This window comes from Aureimonas sp. ME7 (assembly GCF_903970965.1).
Taxonomy (GTDB): domain Bacteria; phylum Pseudomonadota; class Alphaproteobacteria; order Rhizobiales; family Rhizobiaceae; genus Aureimonas.
In genome coordinates this window covers 213569-232222 of sequence record NZ_CAJCKW010000004.1, presented here as the reverse complement: position 1 = coordinate 232222, position 18654 = coordinate 213569, and the positions used below count along the sequence as shown (strand labels likewise).

21 protein-coding genes and 2 tRNA genes are annotated in these 18654 nt (G+C 65.4%); 5 read left to right on the top strand and 18 right to left on the bottom strand.

All coding sequences use genetic code 11. The features are described from left to right. Complete coding sequence (gene gltX, locus H7A85_RS09870) at positions 1–1374, bottom strand: glutamate--tRNA ligase (protein ID WP_182085754.1); 1374 nt, start codon at positions 1372–1374, stop codon at positions 1–3. Between the two features lie 51 nt (positions 1375–1425). After that, on the bottom strand, positions 1426–1713 hold the full coding sequence (locus H7A85_RS09865) for a hypothetical protein (protein ID WP_182085753.1): 288 nt from the start codon (positions 1711–1713) through the stop codon (positions 1426–1428). 182 nt (positions 1714–1895) lie between these two features. On the opposite strand from H7A85_RS09865, the gene H7A85_RS09860 reads away from it, so the two are divergent. Then, positions 1896–2531 (top strand): DedA family protein, encoded by a 636-nt coding sequence (locus H7A85_RS09860; RefSeq protein ID WP_182085752.1) that lies wholly within the window; start codon positions 1896–1898, stop codon positions 2529–2531. A gap of 82 nt (positions 2532–2613) precedes the next feature. Here the strand turns inward: H7A85_RS09860 and H7A85_RS09855 are convergent, their stop codons facing one another. The 5 genes from H7A85_RS09855 to rpiA form a co-directional block, all read right to left on the bottom strand. After that, on the bottom strand, positions 2614–3996 hold the full coding sequence (locus H7A85_RS09855; RefSeq protein WP_182085751.1) for a 3-deoxy-7-phosphoheptulonate synthase class II: 1383 nt from the start codon (positions 3994–3996) through the stop codon (positions 2614–2616). Positions 3997–4197: 201 nt separating this feature from the next. Then, positions 4198–4788: a gamma-glutamylcyclotransferase family protein gene (locus H7A85_RS09850; RefSeq protein ID WP_182085750.1), complete on the bottom strand. Its 591-nt coding sequence runs from the start codon at positions 4786–4788 to the stop codon at positions 4198–4200. Further along, positions 4781–6181 (bottom strand): glutathione-disulfide reductase, encoded by a 1401-nt coding sequence (gene gor, locus H7A85_RS09845; protein ID WP_182085749.1) that lies wholly within the window; start codon positions 6179–6181, stop codon positions 4781–4783. The genes H7A85_RS09850 and gor overlap by 8 nt, the downstream gene beginning before the upstream one ends. Before the next feature lie 75 nt (positions 6182–6256). Continuing rightward, the gene (locus H7A85_RS09840; RefSeq protein ID WP_244631081.1) at positions 6257–6781 is read right to left on the bottom strand and encodes a DUF2059 domain-containing protein; all 525 of its coding nucleotides are present in this window, start codon (positions 6779–6781) and stop codon (positions 6257–6259) included. 94 nt (positions 6782–6875) lie between these two features. After that, positions 6876–7571 carry a ribose-5-phosphate isomerase RpiA gene (gene rpiA, locus H7A85_RS09835; RefSeq protein ID WP_182085748.1) on the bottom strand — a complete coding sequence of 232 codons (696 nt, stop codon included), beginning with the start codon at positions 7569–7571 and terminating at the stop codon, positions 6876–6878. Between the two features lie 223 nt (positions 7572–7794). Here rpiA and H7A85_RS09830 point away from each other — a divergent pair, with 223 nt between their 5' ends. Beyond that, complete coding sequence (locus H7A85_RS09830) at positions 7795–8592, top strand: HAD hydrolase-like protein (protein ID WP_182085747.1); 798 nt, start codon at positions 7795–7797, stop codon at positions 8590–8592. Between the two features lie 81 nt (positions 8593–8673). After that, positions 8674–8748 (top strand) — tRNA-Val (locus H7A85_RS09825). Between the two features lie 169 nt (positions 8749–8917). Here the strand turns inward: H7A85_RS09825 and H7A85_RS09820 are convergent. Then, on the bottom strand, positions 8918–11011 hold the full coding sequence (locus H7A85_RS09820; RefSeq protein ID WP_182085746.1) for an NAD(+) synthase: 2094 nt from the start codon (positions 11009–11011) through the stop codon (positions 8918–8920). 159 nt (positions 11012–11170) lie between these two features. On the opposite strand from H7A85_RS09820, the gene H7A85_RS09815 reads away from it, so the two are divergent. Further along, positions 11171–11806 carry an isochorismatase family cysteine hydrolase gene (locus tag H7A85_RS09815; RefSeq protein WP_182085745.1) on the top strand — a complete coding sequence of 212 codons (636 nt, stop codon included), beginning with the start codon at positions 11171–11173 and terminating at the stop codon, positions 11804–11806. 22 nt (positions 11807–11828) lie between these two features. Here H7A85_RS09815 and H7A85_RS09810 read toward each other — a convergent pair. The 7 genes from H7A85_RS09810 to H7A85_RS09780 all read right to left on the bottom strand — a co-directional run bounded on the left by H7A85_RS09810 (position 11829) and on the right by H7A85_RS09780 (position 16198). Beyond that, a tRNA-Pro gene (locus H7A85_RS09810) sits at positions 11829–11905 on the bottom strand. 74 nt (positions 11906–11979) lie between these two features. Continuing rightward, the gene (locus H7A85_RS09805; RefSeq protein ID WP_182085744.1) at positions 11980–12522 is read right to left on the bottom strand and encodes a MerR family transcriptional regulator; all 543 of its coding nucleotides are present in this window, start codon (positions 12520–12522) and stop codon (positions 11980–11982) included. Between the two features lie 16 nt (positions 12523–12538). Next, entirely contained in the window at positions 12539–12880 is a 342-nt protein-coding gene (locus tag H7A85_RS09800) for an integration host factor subunit alpha (RefSeq protein WP_182085743.1), read from the bottom strand. Positions 12881–12988: 108 nt separating this feature from the next. Next, entirely contained in the window at positions 12989–13963 is a 975-nt protein-coding gene (locus H7A85_RS09795; protein ID WP_182085742.1) for a beta-ketoacyl-ACP synthase III, read from the bottom strand. Further along, positions 13960–15042, bottom strand: a complete 1083-nt coding sequence (plsX, locus tag H7A85_RS09790) for a phosphate acyltransferase PlsX (protein ID WP_280514912.1) — start codon at positions 15040–15042, stop codon at positions 13960–13962. Before plsX ends, H7A85_RS09795 begins: the two co-directional genes overlap by 4 nt. Before the next feature lie 40 nt (positions 15043–15082). Beyond that, a complete protein-coding gene (locus tag H7A85_RS09785; RefSeq protein ID WP_182085740.1) occupies positions 15083–15652 on the bottom strand; it encodes a DUF177 domain-containing protein in 570 nt (189 codons plus the stop codon). Then, entirely contained in the window at positions 15653–16198 is a 546-nt protein-coding gene (locus tag H7A85_RS09780) for a ubiquinol-cytochrome C chaperone family protein (RefSeq protein ID WP_182085739.1), read from the bottom strand. A gap of 221 nt (positions 16199–16419) precedes the next feature. On the opposite strand from H7A85_RS09780, the gene H7A85_RS09775 reads away from it, so the two are divergent. Further along, the gene (locus tag H7A85_RS09775) at positions 16420–16893 is read left to right on the top strand and encodes an outer membrane protein assembly factor BamE (protein WP_182085846.1); all 474 of its coding nucleotides are present in this window, start codon (positions 16420–16422) and stop codon (positions 16891–16893) included. A 58-nt stretch (positions 16894–16951) separates the two neighbouring features. On the opposite strand, the gene nusB is transcribed toward H7A85_RS09775, so the two are convergent. The 3 genes from nusB to H7A85_RS09760 all read right to left on the bottom strand — a co-directional run bounded on the left by nusB (position 16952) and on the right by H7A85_RS09760 (position 18653). Further along, complete coding sequence (nusB, locus tag H7A85_RS09770) at positions 16952–17452, bottom strand: transcription antitermination factor NusB (RefSeq protein WP_182085738.1); 501 nt, start codon at positions 17450–17452, stop codon at positions 16952–16954. 1 nt (position 17453) lies between these two features. After that, on the bottom strand, positions 17454–17900 hold the full coding sequence (locus H7A85_RS09765) for a 6,7-dimethyl-8-ribityllumazine synthase (RefSeq protein ID WP_182085737.1): 447 nt from the start codon (positions 17898–17900) through the stop codon (positions 17454–17456). A 138-nt stretch (positions 17901–18038) separates the two neighbouring features. Then, positions 18039–18653 (bottom strand): riboflavin synthase, encoded by a 615-nt coding sequence (locus tag H7A85_RS09760; RefSeq protein ID WP_182085845.1) that lies wholly within the window; start codon positions 18651–18653, stop codon positions 18039–18041. Position 18654 lies beyond the last annotated feature (1 nt).

The window sequence follows — 18654 nt, the reverse complement described above, 5'->3', positions numbered from 1 at the left end:
TCACGGGCGGCGCGAAGCCGCCCGTTCGGGCCCGATCAACGGAAGCAGGTCGGCCAGCTCCGGTCCGTGATCCACGCCGGTCAGCGCCAGACGGAGGGGCATGAACAGCGCCCGCCCCTTGCGCCCGGTCTTGGCTTTTACGGCCTCGGTCCACGTCTTCCAGGTCGTGCCGTCCCAAGGGGCAGGCGGCAGGACATCGAAGGCTTCGCGCGCGAAGCCTTCGTCCTCACCCGACAGAGCGGGCGTGGCGGAAAGATCGCCGAAGGCAATCGCGGCCCATTCCTGGGCATCGGAGACCTTGGCACAGTTACGGCGCACCGCGAGCCAGAACGCCTCCCCGTGGACCTGGGACACGCCGATCTCCGTCAGGCGGTCGGCCGCCTCTTCGTAGGGCATGGCGTGCACGATTTCTGCGTTGAGGCGTAGGAGCTCAGTCGGATCGAACTTCGAATTCGAAGTGGAAACGCCGGCGAAGTCCACCCGTTCGCCCAACGCATTCAGGCTCGGCATCGCCTCGATCGAGCCGGAAAGGCCGGTGAGGACGGCGAGCGAGGCGACCGCCATCGGCTCCACCCCATCCTCGCGCAGGGAGCGCAGCGACAGGGCACCGCTGCGCTTCGACAGCCCCTCGCCGTCGATCGTCGTCAGCAGGTTGAAGTGGCCGAAATGCGGGACGGCGTATCCGAGCGCCTCGAAGATCGCGATCTGGACGCCCGTGTTGGTGACGTGGTCGTCACCGCGCAGGATATGGGTGATGCCCATGTCCCCGTCGTCGACGACGGAGCAGAACGTATACAGAAACGTGCCGTCCTCGCGCACCAGGACCGGGTCGGACAGGGAGCCGAGATCGACCGTTTGCCGTCCTCGCGCCACATCATCCCAATGCACTTCGGTGCGCTGGGGCACCAGAGGGTCGGCGGACGCGTTCGGCAGACGGAAGCGCCAGTACGGACGGCGCCCGTCCGCCTCGTATCTCGCTCGCTCCTCCGGAGACAGCGCCAGGCCCTCGCGTCCGTAGACCGGGGGCTGGCCGCGCGCCATCCGCCGCTTGCGCATGCGGTCGAGTTCGTCGGGCGTCTCGTAACAAGCGTAGAGGAAGCCGCTTTCGCGCAGCATCTCGGCGGCTGCCTCGTAGCGCGAAAGGCGGTCGGACTGCCGGTCCACGACATCCGGCACAATGCCGATCCAGGCAAGATCCTCGGCAATCGCCTCGGCATATTCCGGCCGGGAGCGCTCCGTGTCCGTATCGTCGTAGCGCAGGAGGAACCGGCCCCCGTGGCGCCGGGCGAAGATCCAGTTGAACAGCGCCGGCCGCAGGTTGCCGATGTGAAGATAGCCCGTGGGCGACGGTGCGAAGCGGACGAATACAGTCATTCCTTCGCGATAGCGCAGGATTTGCCGAACTGGCAAACGCTTTGGCGGACGCTACCAGCCGAGAAGGAGACCGAGACCGAGCCAGACGCCGAGAACGAATGCCAGGGCGAGGCAAACGAGCGCGACCACCAATTGCCGCACGGCATGGCGCCGATTCGGCTCCAGCGCGCGTCCGAAGCTCATCGGCCGCGTCGGCGCTCGGTACCGTTCGATCCAGCGGCCTTCCGGTAGACCGGTTTCGCTCCAAATCCGGCGCATGGAGAGGTGGAAGCGCAGGAGAAACAGGAAGCCGAGAAGCACGAGCGCCATGACGGCATCGGGAAGCGGCGGAACTTGCATCGAATGGCCGTGGCGCGCGGTTGACGTTGCGCCGGGTTTCCACGACACGGGTGACGATTGCAACCATTCGCCTCCGGATCGTCAAACCATTGCGATCTGAATATCGGATGTTTGCAATTGCAGCATCCCGCCCGACATAGGGCAGGACGAGGCTCGACCTCGCCCGCGCCATCGGAGACCGCGTGTACGAAATCCTTTCTTTGATCGACCGGTTCGGCCTCGGCATCGTGTTCGTCGGGACGTTCTTCGAGGGTGAGGTCTTCGCCATCATCGGAGGTTTCCTGGCCTATCGCGGGGCCTATCCGATCGAGCTGATGGCGAGCCTCGCCTTTGTCGGGTCCTTCTGCGGTGATCTCGCGGTGTTCCTGTTCGCGCGCTACTTCTCCGACAGCCGGTGGGTCGTGAAGTGGACGAAGAAGCCCAAGTTCGCCAAGGCTCTTCGTCTCGTCGACCGCTTCCAGGCCTATTTCGTGATCGTGAACCGGTACGTCTACGGATTGCGGATGCCCGGGCTGATCGCACTGGGGCTTTCTTCGATCACCGTTCCACGGTTCCTGGCGCTGAACTTCATCGGTGCCGGCATCTGGGCCGGCATCTTCACGACCATCGGCTACGTCTTCGGCTATTCCATAACCACCGTGTTCCAGCGGCTGGAGATGATGGAACAGGGCGTGATGATCGGCATCGGCGTCATCGTCCTCCTGCTCGCGCTGTTCTTCGCTTGGCAGCAGGGCGGCTCCGTCATCCGCGACCGGCTGTTCTCACGCGAGGAGCGGGCCGAGCGGAGCCGTCAGGCGGAGCGCAAGCCCGGGGAGTGAAGTGCCGCGCGGCGCATAGGGCACAAACGAAAAGGCCGGGTGATGAACCCGGCCTTTTGCATATTCGAACTCGCGATACGTCTCAGAAGCCGACGGCCTGCGACGGGCGGTGCGCTTCCTGCTCCTTCTTGATCCGCTCGGCGGTCAGGAAGGCGAGTTCCAGCGCCTGGCTGGCGTTCAGCCGCGGGTCGCAATGCGTGTGGTAGCGATCGGACAGGTCCTCTGCGAGGACCGGGCGCGCCGCACCGCCGGTGCATTCCGTCACGTCCTTGCCGGTCATCTCGATGTGGATGCCGCCGGCATGCGTTCCCTCCGCGCGGTGAACGTCGAAGAACGCCTCCACCTCGGCCAGGATGCGGTCGAAGGGGCGCGTCTTGTAGTCGTTGACCGTGATCGTGTTGCCATGCATCGGATCGCAGGACCAGACGACCTTGCGCCCTTCCCGCTCCACAGCGCGCACGAGGCGCGGCAGGTGATCGCCGACCTTTTCGTGGCCGAAGCGAGTGATCAGCGTCAGGCGGCCCGCCTCGTTCTGCGGGTTCAGGACGTCGATTAGGCGGATCAGGTCGTCGGCCCCCAGCGAAGGCCCGCACTTGAGGCCGATCGGGTTCTTGATGCCGCGGCAGTATTCGACATGGGCGTTGCCGAGCTGGCGCGTGCGGTCGCCGATCCAGATCATGTGGCCGGAGGTTGCGTACCACTCGCCGCTGGTCGAATCGACGCGTGTGAGGGCCTCCTCGTAGCCGAGAAGCAGCGCCTCGTGGCTGGTGAAGAAATCTGTCTCGCGCAGCGCGGGGTAGCTGTCGGAATTGATGCCGATCGCCCGCATGAAATTCATCGTCTCGGAGATGCGGTCCGCCAACTGGCCGTAGCGCTCGGCCTGCGGGCTGCCCGACACGAAGCCGAGCATCCACTGGTGGACGTTGTCGAGATTGGCGTAGCCGCCCTGCGCGAAGGCGCGCAGGAGGTTCAGCGTCGCCGCCGACTGGCGGTAGGCCATCTCCTGCCGGTCCGGACTGGGGATGCGCTGGCTCTCGTCGAACTCGATGCCGTTGATGATGTCGCCACGGTAGCTCGGCAGCGTCACGCCGTCCTTGGTTTCGGAGCCGGACGATCGCGGCTTGGCGAACTGCCCGGCGATACGCCCGACCTTGACCACCGGCGATGAAGCCGCGAACGTCAGCACCACGGCCATCTGCAGGAAGGCGCGGAAGAAGTCGCGGATGTTGTCGGCGCCATGCTCGGCGAAGCTTTCGGCGCAGTCGCCGCCCTGCAGCAGGAAGGAGCGCCCCTCGGCGACCTCGCCGAGCGCCTTCTTCAGCTTGCGCGCTTCACCTGCAAAAACCAGCGGAGGAAAGGTGGCGAGGCGCTTTTCGGTCTCGGCGAGCGCGCCGAGATCGGGATAGGCGGGCACCTGCTCGATCGGCTTCGAGCGCCAGCTGGACGGGGACCAATCCTTTGCCATGCTTTTCTCCTTCGTCGACCGCCTGTCCGCACGCTTTGAGTTGGAATGGCGCGGTTCTGCGCGGCCTTCATAGCCGGGCGATCGATCGCGGCTTAGTGGCACGAACGCCGTCGTTTGTCACCAAAGGGTTGCGGGCACGTCGGCCGGAGGCAGCGTCGTTCGCGCGCCGCGCTGGGCGACCAGGCGGTCGAACAGAAGCGCTTAGTCCTCTGTGATATCGACGGCCCTCGGATAGCGAGGCGCGTCCCGGTCGGCGAGAAGCACGGTCTCGAAGCCTTCCGTTTCCAACACGAAGCGCCGCACACCATCCTCGCCGTAAAGGGTCGAGAAACCCTGGAGCACCGCATCGAGATAGGATTGCCAGATCACGGCGCCGACCTCGGCCGCGTCCGGCTGCGTCGGCGCGGCTTCGTAGATGAAGAGAGGAGCCTCGGTCGCCAGCGCGTTTTCGATGCGCACATGGTCCGGCATGACGACGCGGCGATGGTAGCCCGCTTCTCGCTCGTCGACGGCCGGCAGATGATCGGCGAGATCGTAGACCACGACCCCATCGGTTCGAAACCCGTCCACGGGCCGAACCGAGAGAAGCGCCGGCAGGGGCGCCGTGCGCGGCATCCAGAAGCGGCGCCAGCCTGTGACCGAGGCACGACGGAGGCCGAGGAACCGGGTGCGCAGCGTACGGCGGTTCACCAGCGAGCCATAGCCGAAATAGGCGACGACGTGCCCATCGGCGGCCAGCGCGGCGAGGTCCGGATGGTCCTCGTGAACCGCCGGCACCGGTGCCTCAGCCATCGACCCGCTTTCCGTCCCGGACCCGGTAGCTCGGCTCGTACATCGTGACGAGTTCCTCCGCCGCCGTCGGATGGAGCGCCATGGTGCGGTCGAACACGTCCTTGGTCAGGCGACCCTTGACGCAGACGCCGAGGATCTGCGCCACCTCGCCCGCGTCCGGTCCGAGGATATGGGCGCCGACGACGCGGCGCGAGGCGGCATCCACGACGAGCTTCATCAAGGTCCGCTCATCGCGCCCCGACAGGGTGTTGCGCATGGGGCGGAAAGTGGTGCGGTAGATTTCGAGCTCGGCGAACTCCTTTGACGCCTCCGCTTCCGTCATGCCGACCGTGCCGATCTCGGGCTGCGAGAACACGGCGGTCGGAATGTCCTCCAAGTCGGGCTGCGTCGGACGATCGCGGAACACGGTCTCGACGAAGCACATCGCCTCGTGGATCGCGACCGGCGTCAACTGGATGCGGTTGGTAATGTCGCCGAGCGCCCAGATGTTGTCGGCCGTGGTCTTGGAAAAGGCATCGACCTTCACCGCGCCCTTCTCGTCGAGTTCCACGCCGGCCTTCTCGCATCCGAGATCCAGCGTGTTGGGCTGGCGGCCGATCGCCAGCATGACCTCGTCGGCATCCAGAACCGCGCCGCCCTTGAGCTTGGCCTGGAACCGGCCGTCGGCCTTCCCGGCCACCTCAACGATCGTGTCCTCGCACAGGATGCGGATGCCCTTCTTGGTCATCGCCTCCTGCAGGGCGTCACGCAGATCGTCGTCGAAGCCGCCGAGGATCTTCTTGCCGCGATAGACGAGCGTAACGTCCGAACCGAGCCCGTGGAAGATGTTGGCGAACTCGACGGCGATGTAGCCGCCGCCCAGAATCACGATCGATCCGGGCAGACGCTTCAGGTGGAACGCCTCGTTCGACGTAATGCAGTGCTCCGCGCCCGGCAGGCCCGCGAACGGGTTGGCCCGCCCACCGGCCGCCAGAAGAATGCGCTCGGCGGTGACCACTTTGTCGGTTTCGAGAAGCCGAACCTCGTGCGCGCTTTCAAGAACGGCGCGGGACTTCAGAAGCTCCGCGCCCGCGCTTTCGAGATTGCGGCTGTAGATCTGCTCCAGCCGGTCGATCTCGCGATCCTTGTTGGCGATCAGCTGCGCCCAGTCGAACGAACTTTCCCCCACCGTCCAGCCGAAACCGGCCGCATCCTCGAACTGCTCGCCGAATTGCGAGGCGTAGACGAGAAGCTTCTTGGGGACGCAGCCGCGAATGACGCATGTGCCGCCGAAGCGGTATTCCTCGGCGATCGCGACCCTGTGTCCAAGAGCCGCCGTACGCCGGGCGGCCCGCACGCCGCCCGAGCCGCCGCCGATCACGAGAAGGTCGAAGTCGAAACCGCCGCTGGTCATGCTTGCCCTTTCAGGATGGGAAAAGGGCGGCACATGGCCGCCCTTCGGGAATTGACAGGTCCGGGTTTGCCGAAGTCACTGAGCCGAGGCGGTGGCCGGCGGCGCGAGCTTGGCCATACCGTTGATCGAGGCGTTGCGCAGATCACGCACAATGCCGCTGGACCAGACATCGGCTGCCGCCAGCATCTCGCGCGAGGCGGTCGGGCCCTGCTGGATCAGCTTCTTGCCCGCTTCCGACCCATAGAACTGGGCGATCTCGCGCAGTTCCTGCTCGGTGAAGAGCTTGGCATAGATGCGCGCGATCTCGTTTTCGAGGTCGCCGCGACGCGGCGCCAACGCAAGAGCGCTGTCGTCCACCATGTTCGAGATCTCGTTCTGGAGATTCGGGTTGTTGACGATCAGCTCCGCCTTGATCTGCGTCGCGGCGTTGAGAAGGATCTGGTCGAACTGCTCGGTCGTGTCGAGCGCGTCCACGGCTTCGCGCGCGGCCGTCAGGTGCGCCGGGCTCGTCTCCTGCGCGAAGGCAGGAGCCGCCGACAGGGCCAGAAAGGCGGCGGAAACGCAAAGTCCGCGACGCAACGTTTCGCTAGAAAGCTTCAAGTTCCCACTCCATTCCCATCGATCGGACGTTGCCGCCCGAATGCCAAACTCTGGCGTTCCTCGCAAGGCCGACCATTCGGCCCGCAAGTCGCCCTCAATTCGCTTGCAGATGCTCGATCCCGTCCGGACCCGCCAGGAGGACGGCATCCGCAAGACCCAGAAACAATCCATGCTCCACCACGCCCGGAATAGCGTGAAGGGCAGCCGACAGCGCTTCTGGATCGGGAATACGGCCAAAAGATGCGTCGATGACGAGATGCCCGCCATCGGTGATGAAGGCGGACTCGCCGACCTTGCGCAAGGCAAGATCGCCGGACAGGCCGAGCAGCGTACCCGCGCGCTCGATGGCAAGGAGCGTCGCGACGACGCCGAACCCGTTCACCTCGATCGGCAGCGGAAAGGTGCCGAGCATGTCCACCTTCTTGCTGGCATCGGCAATCACGAGCATGCGAGCCGAAGCCGCTGCCACGATCTTCTCGCGCAGAAGCGCGCCGCCTCCGCCCTTCACCAGGCGGAACTGCCCATCGATCTCGTCCGCGCCGTCCACCACGAGATCGAGTTCGGGAATCTCCTCGAGCGTCGCCAACGGAATGCCGAGTTCGCGGCACAGGGCAGCCGTGCGCTCCGACGTCGGCACGCCGACAATGCGAAGGCCGTCCTGAACGCGGGGTGCCAGGGCACGGACGAAGGCTTCGGCGGTGGAGCCGGTTCCGATGCCGAGCCGCATGCCCGTCTCGACATGGCCGACGGCCGCTTCCCCGACACGTTCCTTCATCGACGCGGCATTCATGGCATGTCCTTCCAAGCGATGGGGCTTCGGCTCTAGTGCATCACCGGGCAGAAGGCAAAGCGCCGACCGACGCGCGGGGCAACGCTTTCTTGGTGAATGATCAACTAACCTGTGGCCCGAATACGCCAGCGATCGAGCCAATCGACGCGCGGCGGCCATGGATGGGGGTTCGGGCATCCCGGCTTGCTTGACCCGCCTCCCGTCCTCGCCAAGGGTCGGAACGATGAGCGTAGCCAAACCCATCCATCGGACGGCCCGTCCCTTCGATCGCGCTGGACGATTCGCGACGAAACCCTCGCCGCATCGTGCCCTGCGTGGTTCGACGATCGTCTTCGACCTCGACGGGACCCTCGTCGATACGGCACCGGACCTGACGGGCGCACTCAACCATTGTCTCGCCCAAGCGGGGGTGGAGGCCACCACCATCGCCCAAGTGCGACCGGACGCCGGGCGCGGCGCGCGCGCGATGCTGTTGGCGGCCTATGAGCGAGCCGGGCGCCTTATGAACTCGGAAGAGCTGGTCGAGCAGACCGCTCGCTTTCTCGCCTTCTACGCCGAGCACATCGCCGTCGCGTCGCGCCCCTTTCCCGGAGCGGTCGCCGCGCTGGACCGCTTGGTCCGCGAGGGCGCGACCCTCGCCATCTGCACGAACAAGACGGAAGCGCTGGCTCTTCGGCTTCTCGCCGAACTGGAGCTTGCCGATCGGTTCGCCGCGATCTGCGGCGCCGATACGTTTGCCGAGCGCAAGCCGAATCCCGTCCACCTCGCAAGCACCGTTCTGGCGGCCGGCGGCTCGGTGGAGCGCGCCGTCATGATCGGCGACACGGACACCGACATGGAGGCCGCGCACCGGCTCTCCATGCCGTCCGTTCTCCTGGACTTCGGCTACGACCCGGATGCATGCGCCCGCGAAAAAGCCTCGGTCACCGTCTCGCATTTCGACGGCATCGACCCGGCGCTGATGCTGCGCCTTCTGGAAGACGACCGCCGACACGATGGAAATGCACGGAGTTTCGGCTGAACCGGTCGAGGCGGATTGACGACGACCCCGGTTCGGACTTATAGCCACTTTCGTTCGCAAGCGGCCCCGGCCGGCGGCGACGGGCGATTAGCTCAGCGGGAGAGCACTGCATTCACACTGCAGGGGTCACTGGTTCAATCCCAGTATCGCCCACCATTCTCAGCGCCCGAGGCGCTGCCATTTCCTTTCACGATCCTACCATTTTCACAGTTCGATTCCGTTGTGCCTCAGCTGGTCCGACGTGAGTTCGGCCATAGGCTCGATCTCATCGACTGATCCGGACGAGGGGGCGGCGTGTCCGCCTCCCCCGATCAGAACGTCGCTCTCAGTTCGTCATCGGCTCTTCCAGCGGTACGGCCGCCAGATCGGCCAGCCATGCGCGCGATGTCGCGTCGGACGGTGCGCGCCAGTCGCCGCGCGGCGAAAGGCTGCCGCCGGCCGAGACCTTCGGCCCGTTCGGCATCGCCGTCCGTTTGAACTGGCTTGTCTGAAAGAAGCGCACGAGAAACCGCTCCAGCCAATGCCGAATCGTCGCCAGATCATAGGCATTCTTCCCCGCTTCCGGGAAATGCGCCGGCCATTGGCCCGACGCAGCCTCGCGCCACGCATGCCACGCGAGAAACGCGACCTTGGACGGTGGCAGGCCGTAGCGCATCATGTGGAAGAGGAAGAAGTCGTTCAGTTCGTAGGGCCCGATTTTGGCCTGCGTGCTCTGGATCGCCCCTGTTTCGTCGGCGGGAACCAGTTCGGGCGAAATCTCGGTGTCCAGAATCGAGGTCAGCACCTCGCCCGTCGACTCGTCGAACTGCCCGCTCGCGACCGTCCAGCGGATCAGATACTGGATCAGCGTCTTCGGAACCGCGCCGTTGACGTTGTAGTGGCTCATCTGGTCGCCGACACCATAGGTGCACCAGCCGAGCGCGAGTTCGGATAGGTCGCCCGTTCCGATCACGAACCCGTTGCGCTGGTTGGCGAGTCGGAAGAGATAGTCCGTACGAAGACCCGCCTGCACGTTCTCGAACGTGATGTCGTAGACCGGCTCGCCTTGCGAGAACGGATGGCCCATCTCGGACAGCATCTGCCGCGCCGTCGGGCGTATGTCGATCTCCGCCCCTTCGATCTCCAGCGCTCGCATCAGCTTCCAGGCATTCGCCTTCGTCCCTTCGCCCGTCGCGAAACCCGGTAGGGTGAAGCCGAGGATCGATGAGCGGGGAATGCCGAGCCAGTCGCAAGCCTTGGCGGCGACGATCAACGCGTGTGTGGAATCCAGCCCACCGGACACACCGATCACCATCCGATCGCCGGGCGTCGTTTCGAAGCGTTTGACGAGTCCATGAACCTGGATGTTGAAAGCCTCGTAGCAGTCCGCGTTCAAACGATCGGCCGCATTTGGCACATAGGGAAAACGCCGGATCGGGCGAAGGAGCCCGAGGTCCGCATAGCTCGGCCGGTGGCGGAAGCGCACGCGCCGAAACGCCTGTTCCGGGTGTCCCTCGGCGGCGGCGGCGTCGTTGAAGGTCGGCGTGCGCTGCCGCTCTTGGCGGATCCGCTGAAGATCGATGTCAGCGACGGTGAGTTGCGGGTCACGAGCGAAGCGCTCGGACTCGCCCATGAGATCGCCCATCTCGTAGATCATCGCCTGCCCGTCCCAGGACAGGTCGTTGGTGCTTTCTCCCGCTCCCGCCGCCGAATAGATGTAGGCGCTGGTGCACCGCATCGCATGCGAGGCGCACAGGAGGTGCCGATCGGCCGACTTGCCGACCACGATGTTGGAAGCCGACAGGTTGCAAAGAACCAACGCGCCGGCGAGCGCGCCCCGGATCGAGGGGGGAGCCGGCGACCAGAAGTCTTCGCAAACCTCCATATGAAAGACGAAGTCGCGAAGGTCCTCGGCTTCGAACAGGAGATCGGTGCCGAAGGGCACCACCTCCTCGCCGAGTTCGATCTCGGCGCCGACGATCCCGTGGCCGGAGGAGAACCACCGCTTCTCGTAATATTCGCGGTAGTTCGGCAGGAAGACCTTCGGCACGATGCCGAGCACCCGCCCGTGCGCGATCGCGACGGCGCAGTTGTAGAGCCGCGAGTTGCGACGGATCGGTGCGCCGACGAGGAACACGGTCGAAAGATCGGCGCTCGCATCCCGAAGGCGAACGAGCCCATCCTCCACACCGTCCAAGAGCGCCTCCTGCAGGTGGAGATCGTCGATCGCATAAGCCGATACGGACAGTTCGGGGAAGATGAGAAGGTCGACGCCCTGCGCCCCGGCCCGCCGCGCCTCGGCAAGAATGGCATCGACGTTGCGCTCGGGGTCCGCGACATGGACGCGCGGGGTCGCGACGCCGACGCGCACGAGGCCATGGGTATGGATCGCGGCGAACCGCTCGGCCCGTGTCTCGATATCGTCTCGCCGAACGCTCATTGGCATGCTCCTTCCCTCGCTCCAGCGACTGGACCGAGCTCATGGTGATGTAAGTCCGATTCGCCTTGCCCGTTCCAGCACCCGAGCGAACCTTAGCCGGCGCTCGGATGTCGCAGGAACCGCAATTGGATGCGGGGCCTTCCCCTCGCAGGAGGACCCATGCCCAATGACCTGGAATTTCGCTTCGGCCCGCTCGGGCCGAACTGCATCCATCTGTGCGTGGACATGCAACGCATGTTCGCCGAGGACACGGAATGGCAAACGCCGTGGATGGAGCGTGTCCTGCCCAAGGTCGAGGCGCTGGCACGCTCGGCTCCCGATCGCACCATCTACACGCGCTTCCTGCCGGTCGAACGAGCCGGCCAGGGCGAAGGGACTTGGCGACGCTATTACGAACGCTGGTCGTCCCTGACGATCGAGCGCATGGGCGAGGAGATGGTGGACCTTCTCCCCTCGCTCGTCGAACTCTGTCCGCCGGGCGAAATCATCGACAAGGCCGCCTATTCGCCTTGGTGCGAGCCGACACTGGCTTCCCGCTTGAAGCAGCGACGCGCCGATACGCTGATCGTTACAGGAGGCGAAACCGACGTCTGCGTGCTGGGCACGGTGCTCGGCGGGGTGGATCGGGGGTACAGGGTGATCGTCGCGGTGGACGCGCTCTGCTCGTCGTCCGACGAGATGCACGACGCGCTTCTGTCTGTCTATCGCCGACGCTACGGTCAGCAGATCGAAACGGTAACGACGGACATGATCATCAAGGCATGGGCGCACTCGAAAGAGCTGGCCGAAACCTGACGGGCGAAGGATGATGGTTAGATGGTCGGAGCGAGAGGATTCGAACCTCCGACCCCCTGAACCCCATTCAGGTGCGCTACCAGGCTGCGCTACGCTCCGACACAGGACGTTCCCTAATGAAAGCGAAGGCGGTTGGCAAGGCGGAAGCGACGGCTTCCACCGAAAGCTTAGGCCTAGCGAACCTGATCGAGGAGCCGCTTGAGCTCCAGAAGCTCCAGGATGACGCTGTTCAGCTTACGCGTGCCCTCGCCCGAGAGCGCGGCACCGACGCCCGCTGCGGGGTACGAATCGCGGTCGCGACGCAGGAGGTTGGACAGACCGCCCCTCGGCTTCTCGGCAACGATGGTCTCGTCGAGTTCCGGCACCTCGTCCGGTGCTTCGAGTTCCACTGCGTCCTCGCGCGCACCACGCCCCGACTGCAATCGCTCCAGTCCCGACAGATCGCCGGCACCGATCGCCATGACGGAGCGGTTGCCGCTTTCCTTCAGGATCCGCTGCACGCCCTTGATGGTGAAGCCGCGCACGTAGAGGAGGTAGCGGATGCCTTTCAGAAGCTGCACGTCGTCGGGCCGGTAATACCTGCGCCCGCCGCCACGCTTCATCGGCTTGATCTGCGGAAACCGCGTTTCCCAGAAACGCAGGACATGCTGCGGCAGATCGAGCTCCTCCGCCGCTTCGCCGATGGTGCGGAACGCGTCCGCGCTCTTGTCCGTCATGGGGCGATCGAAGCCTTCACTCGGCAGCCTTCAGAACGGCAGTCGCGCCTTGGGCGCGCGCTTCGTGCGCTTCGAGGATGCGATCCTTCATCACGTTGGACGGCTTGAACACCGCGACGCGGCGCGGCGAGATCGGCACTTCTTCACCGGTCTTGGGATTGCGGCCGACGCGCTCGTTCTTGTCGCGGACCAGGAACGATCCGAAGGACGAGATCTTCACCGATTCGCCGCGCGCGATGGTGGCGCAGATTTCCTCGAGGATCGACTCGACGAGATACGCCGATTCGGAACGCGAAAGTCCGATCTTGCGGAAAACCGCCTCCGCCAGATCGGCGCGCGTGACCGTCCTGTCTCCCATGCATATCCCCTTGAGAAAACCGAACCGTATCCCCCGCCCGAGCCACCGGCGTGTCTCGGTCAACTCAGGCGAAAATACCGAAAAGAAAGGCTGAATCAAGCGTGGCCGTCACCAGCGGACGACGACGGCGCCCCAAGTGAACCCGCCACCCATCGCTTCCAGGAGAACGAGATCGCCCGGCTTGATACGCCCGTCCCTGACGGCGTGATCGATCGCCAGGGGAATAGAGGCCGCCGACGTATTCCCGTGCCGATCGACGGTGACGACGACCTTCCCCAAGGGAATTCCAAGCTTCTTCGCGGACGCTTCGATGATCCGCCGATTGGCCTGATGGGGCACGAACCAGTCGATCTCTTCCGCAGAGATCGAGAGGGCGCCCAGCGAATCCTCTACCACATCGGTGATCATGCCGACCGCGTGCTTGAAGACCTCGCGCCCCTCCATCCGCAACCGGCCGACCGTGCCGGTGGACGAAGGGCCGCCGTCCACGAAGAGCTTGTCGCCGTGCGAGCCGTCGGCGCGAAGGCGCGCGATGAGAACGCCGGCTCCCTCGCCGGCGATGGCCTCCTGCCGCTCCAGAACGAGCGCTCCCGCTCCGTCGCCGAAGAGGACGCAGGTCGTCCTGTCGCTCCAGTCGATGATGCGGCTGAAGGTTTCGGCGCCGATCACCAGCGCGCGGCGCGCCATGCCGGCCTTCAGGTAAAGGTCGGCCGTCGTCATCGCATAGACGAAGCCGCTGCACACGGCCTGGATGTCGAAGGCGAAGCCATGGGTGATGCCGAGGCGGCGCTGGATCTGCGTGGCGGAGGCGGGAAACGTGTTGTCCGGCGTCGCCGTGGCGACGATCACGAGATCGATATCGGCGGTCTCAAGTCCCGCCGCCTCCAGCGCGCGGCGCGCGGCCGCCTCGCCAAGCGAAACGGTGGTTTCCCCCTCGCCCGCGATATAGCGCTGCGTGATGCCGGTGCGCTGCTGGATCCACTCGTCGCTCGTATCGACGCGCGCTTCGAGATCCTTGTTGGTGACGACCTGACGCGGCAGGGCCGAGCCCGTCCCGAGGACGACCGAGCGAAATTCGTTCACTGGACGCTCTCCTGGGTCCCGGGCGCATCGGGCGCCGGGCTCGAAACTTCGCTCGCATAGACCCGGCCGAGATCGTTCTCGATCTTCGCCAGCAAGCCGTTGGAGGCCATGGCATAGGCGACGTCGATGGCCGCAGCCGTGCCTTCCGCGTCCGATCCGCCATGGCTCTTGATCACCACGCCGTTGAGCCCGAGGAACACGCCGCCGTTGACCTTTCGCGGGTCCATCTTGTCGCGCAGCCGATCGAAGGCGCTCTTGGCGAAGAGATAGCCGAGCCGCGCCATCAACGTCCGCGTCATCGCCGCGCGCAGGTACGAGCCGATCTGGCGTGCCGTGCCTTCGGCGGTCTTCAATGCGATATTGCCGGTGAACCCCTCGGTCACCACCACATCGACCGTCCCCTTGCCGAGATCGGTTCCTTCCACGAAACCCTTGTATTCGAGCCCCGCGATCTCCGTCTCCTTCAGGAGGCGGCCGGCTTCGCGAATGTCGTCCTGGCCCTTCACCTCCTCGACTCCGATGTTGAGAAGGCCGACGGTCGGGCGCTCGATCTGGAACAGGGCACGCGACATGGCCGCACCCATCACGGAGAAGTCGATCAGCTGCTGCGAATCCGCGCCGATCGTCGCGCCGACATCCAGCACGATGCTCTCGCCCCGAAGCGTCGGCCAGATCGCGGCGATCGCGGGACGCTCGATATTGGCCATGGTGCGCAGGCAGAACTTGGCCATCGCCATCAGCGCACCGGTGTTGCCGGCGGACACCGCGACATCCGCCTCGCCCGTCTTCACCGCCTCGATCGCCTTCCACATCGACGACTTGTAACGCCCCTGCCGAAGCGCCTGAGAGGGCTTGTCGTCCATGCGGATCGACACGTCGCAGTGGTGGAAAACCGCCCGCTGCTTCAGCTTGGGAAACGTATCGAGGATGGGGAGCACCTCCCCCTCCTGGCCGAACAGAACGAAGCGGGCATCCGGGTGGCGATCGAGAGCGGTGGCGGCCCCCGCCAGCATCACGGACGGGCCGTGATCGCCGCCCATGGCGTCGATGGCGATGGTGATCGAAGGTTTCGACAACAAGGAGTTCCTGCTTTCGTTCGATGACGCCCGGCCTCTGCCGTCAGACATCGGAGGCCTTCAGACGCCCGAGCGCGGCGAAGGGGGAAACCTTGCCACCGGACGGGTCGGGGTCGGTATCGTGCTCGGAAAACTCGACGCCCGGCGAACGGGGATAGGGGTCGAGCGACAAACCGACAAGTTCCACGATGAACGGCCCGAGGTCGATCGTATCGCCTCGAAAGGTCTCCGGAATGTCGCGCCCTTCCGGATCGAGATGGAGCTCGCCGTCGCTCGTCGGCTCGATGCGCGCCAGCCGCGACGTTTCGGGCACGAAGATGAGGTCGACCTCCTCGTCCACCGTTTCGGGAACGGGGTCGAGGGTCACGACGCAGGCCTGGACCACCTGCCCGCGAATCCGACCGTCCACGGCGATCCCGTCGCGCTTCCAGCGGCGCACGGTAAGGTCCACCGCCAGCGTCTCGACCGCGACGATATCGAGGTGGTCGGCCAGTGCCGCGCGCTGCGCGTCGTCGGCAACGAACTCGACGGGCATCCCGTTCTGCGGCAGCCTGTTCACGCTGACCGGCAGGGTGATCGGCCCCGGCTCGTCGATGTCGTCATGCGTTTTCATTCAAGTCTCCTGCGGCGGCGGATCGAGAAGCGCGCCCGCCAGGATGCCGTCCGTCGACAGCGCCTGATATCGATCCTTTTGCAGCAACATATGGTGGGCCAGCCAAGGCGCGCCATCGGGGCGACCGCCTTCCGCGTCGCGGAAGCTCGACGCCACCAACCCAGCGCGAAGGGCATCGGCATCGCCGGCCTCGATCGCGGGTTCGAGGTCGCGAACCCGCGTATAGAAGCGCGCCGCGAACTTGCGCATCCGCTTGGGCACGGCGAGATAGCTGATGCCGAACTCGCGCATGGAATGGTCGAGATCGGTCATGAACCGATCCACCAGATCCTGCGACAACTCTTTCAGGCGCTCGTCCTGCCCGCATCGCCGGAGCACGAGGATCATCTCGAGCGACAGGGATTCGAAGCGGCCCTGCACCGTGTCGGGAAGGCCGCCTTCCAGAAAGCGCCGGGGGTCGCGGGCGCTGGAAACGACCTGATCCCACAGCGCGTCGACGATCTGCCGGTTCTGGCGCCCGTTCCGCAGGCTGGCGAAAAGTCCCACTTCGCTCTCCCGTGTTTCCGCCGTTCGCCTCGCACGCATGGGGCCGGATTGCAACGGTCGGAAAGGTGCTTTACCAAGTCGCAACCTTCGGGATGGTGGTCGCGCCTCAATTTCAGACCAAAACGCGCCTACCGAACGCCCAATCCGATTCCTTCGGCCAATCCGATTCCCTCGGAAGGAGTAGCATCCGCGTGATCGAGATCCATCGTCCGTTGCGTCGCATGGTCCTGGCGACCGGCGCTTGCGCCATGATCGCCCTGACGGGTTGTCAGACGTCGCAAGTCTACAACCAGGGCTACATCGTCGACGAGCAGGCGCTGGCGCAGGTGCCGGTCGGGTCGAGCCGCGACCAGGTTCTCCTCGCCCTCGGCACCCCCTCCACCACCGCGACCTTCGACAACGAGGTGTTCTACTACATCTCGCAGAAGCGGGTTCGGCAGGTCGCCTTCATGAAGCCCAAGCTCGTGGATCAGCGCATTCTCGCGATCTACTTCGGCAAGGACAACACGGTCCGCCAGATCGCCAACTACGGCCTGCAGGACGGCAAGGTCTTCGACTTCATCTCGCGCACCACGCCGACCGGCGGCCGCGACACGAGCTTCCTCGGCTCGATCCTGTCCGACGAGGGTCCGGGCAAGGGTAACATCCTCGACACGATGGGCGGTCGCTCGAGCGGCATCTCGCCCGGGCGCTGAGGCGGCCCGGAAAGACATGAAAAAGGCCAGCATTCGCTGGCCTTTTTCATGTCCGGTCTCAGTCGTCCGCCTTGGGGTCCTGCCCCCGGCCCTCGCCGCGCGAGCGGCGCGCGACCCGGTCGAGCACGGCATTGACGAGCCGCGGCTCCTCCTCCTCGTAGAAGGCCCGGGCGATATCGACATATTCGCTGACGATCACAGCGACGGGCACGTCCTTGCGGGCCGTGACCTCGTAGGTGCCCGCGCGAAGGATGGCGCGAAGCGTCGTGTCGAGGCGGGCGAGCGGCCAGTCGTTGGTCAGCGAGGAATGGATGAGAGGGTCGATGAAGGTCTGCCCCCGCACGACGCCCGAGACGATGTCGCGGAACCAGGCGGCGTCGGCATCGCGGTAGGTCTCGCCGTCGAGTTCCTGGCCGAGGCGGAACGCTTCGTACTCGGCGACGGTCTCCAGAAGGCCGGTTCCCCCGACGTCCATCTGGTAGAGGGCCTGCACAGCGGCGAGGCGAGCGGCGCCTCGTTTATTGGCCGGGCGAAATTGGCGGGCGGCAGTTCCGGTCATCTTAGGCTCCGAATCGTTCGCGCAGCGAAATCATCGTGAGCGCGGCCGAGGCGGCGTCACCGCCCTTGTTCTTCCGCTCGGGGATCGCGCGCTCCAAGGCTTGTTCCTCGTTCTCGACGGTCAGGATGCCGTTCCCCACCGCAACGCCCTCCTGAACCGAAAGGTCCATGATGGCCCGGCAGGATTCATTGGCGACGATGTCGAAATGGTAGGTCTCGCCTCGGATGACGCAGCCGAGCGCGACGAACCCGTCGTAATGCTTGCCCCCCTCGTCCGCGCCCGAAAGCGCGAAGCCGATCACCGCCGGAACTTCCAAAGCACCGGGCACGGTGACCACGTCATAGGTCGCCCCCGCCTCCTCCAGCCGGGCTTTCGCCCCGTTCAGGAGATGGTCGGCGATATGGTCGTAGAAACGAGCCTCGATGATCAGGAGGTGGGGCGCGGACATGGTGACCTTTCAAACGGCAGTCGATCGCGGTTCCGACGCGCGATGGCGCCGAGATCCGCGATGCGAACGAACGGAAACGCTAGGGGTGGGCGGTCAGACCAGTCGAAAGCCGATGCCGGGAGCAGCGGGGTTCCGTCGTTACGCGGCCTGCCCGAGCCCGAACAGGCGCTCCGCATAGCGCGCAATCTGATCCACCTCAAGGTTCACGGAATCACCTTCCCGCCTTTCGCCCCAAGTCGTCACCTCCAGCGAGTGGCGGATCAGGAGAACGTCGAAGCGATTGCCCTCGACGCGGTTGACGGTCAGCGACGTCCCGTCGAGGCAGACGGAGCCCTTCTGCGCGACGAAACGAGCAAGTTCCGCCGGCGCCTCGATCACGAAGCGCACGGCGTCGCCTTCGTCGGTGCGCGAAACGATCAAAGCGGTTCCGTCGACATGACCGGACACGAGATGACCGCCGAGTTCGTCACCCACCTTCAGCGCCCGCTCGAGATTCAGACGCGTGCCCTCGCTCCAGCGCCCCGCCGTCGTCAGGCGCAGCGCCTCCTCCCAGGCTTCGACCTCGAACCAGCGCTCGTTGGCACCCTCTTCCGGCAGCCGCGTCACGGTCAGACAGGTGCCCGAGCAGGCGATCGAAGCGCCGATCAGGATGGTCCTCGGATCGTAGGCGGTTTCGATCCGGTAGCGCCGGCCTTCCTTGAGTTGCTCGACGGAGGCCACACGCGCGACGTCCGACACGATCCCGGTGAACATG

Excerpts from the sequence above, each read along its gene's own strand:
- H7A85_RS09760 (WP_182085845.1), bottom strand. The coding sequence starts at position 18,653 with ATGTTCACCGGGATCGTGTCGGACGTCGCGCGTGTGGCCTCCGTCGAG.
- H7A85_RS09800 (WP_182085743.1), bottom strand. The coding sequence starts at position 12,880 with ATGGGAGACAGGACGGTCACGCGCGCCGATCTGGCGGAGGCGGTTTTC.
- gor (WP_182085749.1), bottom strand. The coding sequence starts at position 6,181 with ATGACCAGCGGCGGTTTCGACTTCGACCTTCTCGTGATCGGCGGCGGC.
- H7A85_RS09775 (WP_182085846.1), top strand. The coding sequence starts at position 16,420 with ATGGTCCTGGCGACCGGCGCTTGCGCCATGATCGCCCTGACGGGTTGT.
- nusB (WP_182085738.1), bottom strand. The coding sequence starts at position 17,452 with ATGACCGGAACTGCCGCCCGCCAATTTCGCCCGGCCAATAAACGAGGC.
- H7A85_RS09765 (WP_182085737.1), bottom strand. The coding sequence starts at position 17,900 with ATGTCCGCGCCCCACCTCCTGATCATCGAGGCTCGTTTCTACGACCAT.
- H7A85_RS09865 (WP_182085753.1), bottom strand. The coding sequence starts at position 1,713 with ATGCAAGTTCCGCCGCTTCCCGATGCCGTCATGGCGCTCGTGCTTCTC.
- rpiA (WP_182085748.1), bottom strand. The coding sequence starts at position 7,571 with ATGAATGCCGCGTCGATGAAGGAACGTGTCGGGGAAGCGGCCGTCGGC.
- H7A85_RS09805 (WP_182085744.1), bottom strand. The coding sequence starts at position 12,522 with ATGACGGACAAGAGCGCGGACGCGTTCCGCACCATCGGCGAAGCGGCG.
- H7A85_RS09815 (WP_182085745.1), top strand. The coding sequence starts at position 11,171 with ATGCCCAATGACCTGGAATTTCGCTTCGGCCCGCTCGGGCCGAACTGC.
- H7A85_RS09830 (WP_182085747.1), top strand. The coding sequence starts at position 7,795 with ATGAGCGTAGCCAAACCCATCCATCGGACGGCCCGTCCCTTCGATCGC.
- H7A85_RS09855 (WP_182085751.1), bottom strand. The coding sequence starts at position 3,996 with ATGGCAAAGGATTGGTCCCCGTCCAGCTGGCGCTCGAAGCCGATCGAG.
- H7A85_RS09820 (WP_182085746.1), bottom strand. The coding sequence starts at position 11,011 with ATGAGCGTTCGGCGAGACGATATCGAGACACGGGCCGAGCGGTTCGCC.
- H7A85_RS09850 (WP_182085750.1), bottom strand. The coding sequence starts at position 4,788 with ATGGCTGAGGCACCGGTGCCGGCGGTTCACGAGGACCATCCGGACCTC.
- gltX (WP_182085754.1), bottom strand. The coding sequence starts at position 1,374 with ATGACTGTATTCGTCCGCTTCGCACCGTCGCCCACGGGCTATCTTCAC.
- H7A85_RS09785 (WP_182085740.1), bottom strand. The coding sequence starts at position 15,652 with ATGAAAACGCATGACGACATCGACGAGCCGGGGCCGATCACCCTGCCG.